The following is a 431-nucleotide window of genomic DNA, read 5'->3' as shown; positions in this document are numbered from 1 at the left end:
CATCAGCGCGATCTCGCTGCCGTCGAAGAGCGGCGTCAGCCCCAATTCCTGCAGATGCCGGCCGCCAATGCCGACAAGCTGGATATCTCGGCCGGTGATCTTCCAGAGCGCGCGCACGATGTCGGCACCGAGCAGGTCGCCTGATTCCTCGCCGGCGACGATGGCGATCTTGAGCGGCCTCTCACCTGCCATCAGCCGACTCCGCCACGGGCAACCCAATGATGAAGAGGCCCAGTGCGTTGGCTCGCGACAATGTCGTCGGACCCTCGAGAATGAGCGAGCGACCCGCCTCGACGGCGATGCCGGCCAAGCCGGCGGCATGCGCGGCCTCGACCGTCTGCGGGCCTATCGAAGGCAAGTCGGCGCGCAATTCCTGACCAGGCTTGGCGCATTTGACGAGGACGCCGCGCGTCTTTCCGGCGAGCCTGCCG

1 protein-coding gene and 1 pseudogene are annotated in these 431 nt (G+C 66.8%); both read right to left on the bottom strand.

Going from position 1 to position 431, the window contains the following annotated elements:
* A pseudogene (locus EOA38_RS38715) lies at nt 1–192 on the bottom strand (lipid-A-disaccharide synthase); the annotation flags it as partial.
* Nucleotides 182–431, bottom strand: a 250-nt coding sequence (gene lpxI / locus EOA38_RS38710; RefSeq protein WP_127301696.1) for a UDP-2,3-diacylglucosamine diphosphatase LpxI, incomplete at its 5' end; no start/stop codon positions are given. The gene lpxI and the pseudogene EOA38_RS38715, both read right to left, overlap by 11 nt.

This window comes from Mesorhizobium sp. M1E.F.Ca.ET.041.01.1.1 (assembly GCF_003997355.1).
Lineage (GTDB): Bacteria > Pseudomonadota > Alphaproteobacteria > Rhizobiales > Rhizobiaceae > Mesorhizobium.
The sequence above is the reverse complement of the archived record's forward strand: the minus strand, read 5'-3'. Positions and strand labels throughout refer to the sequence as shown.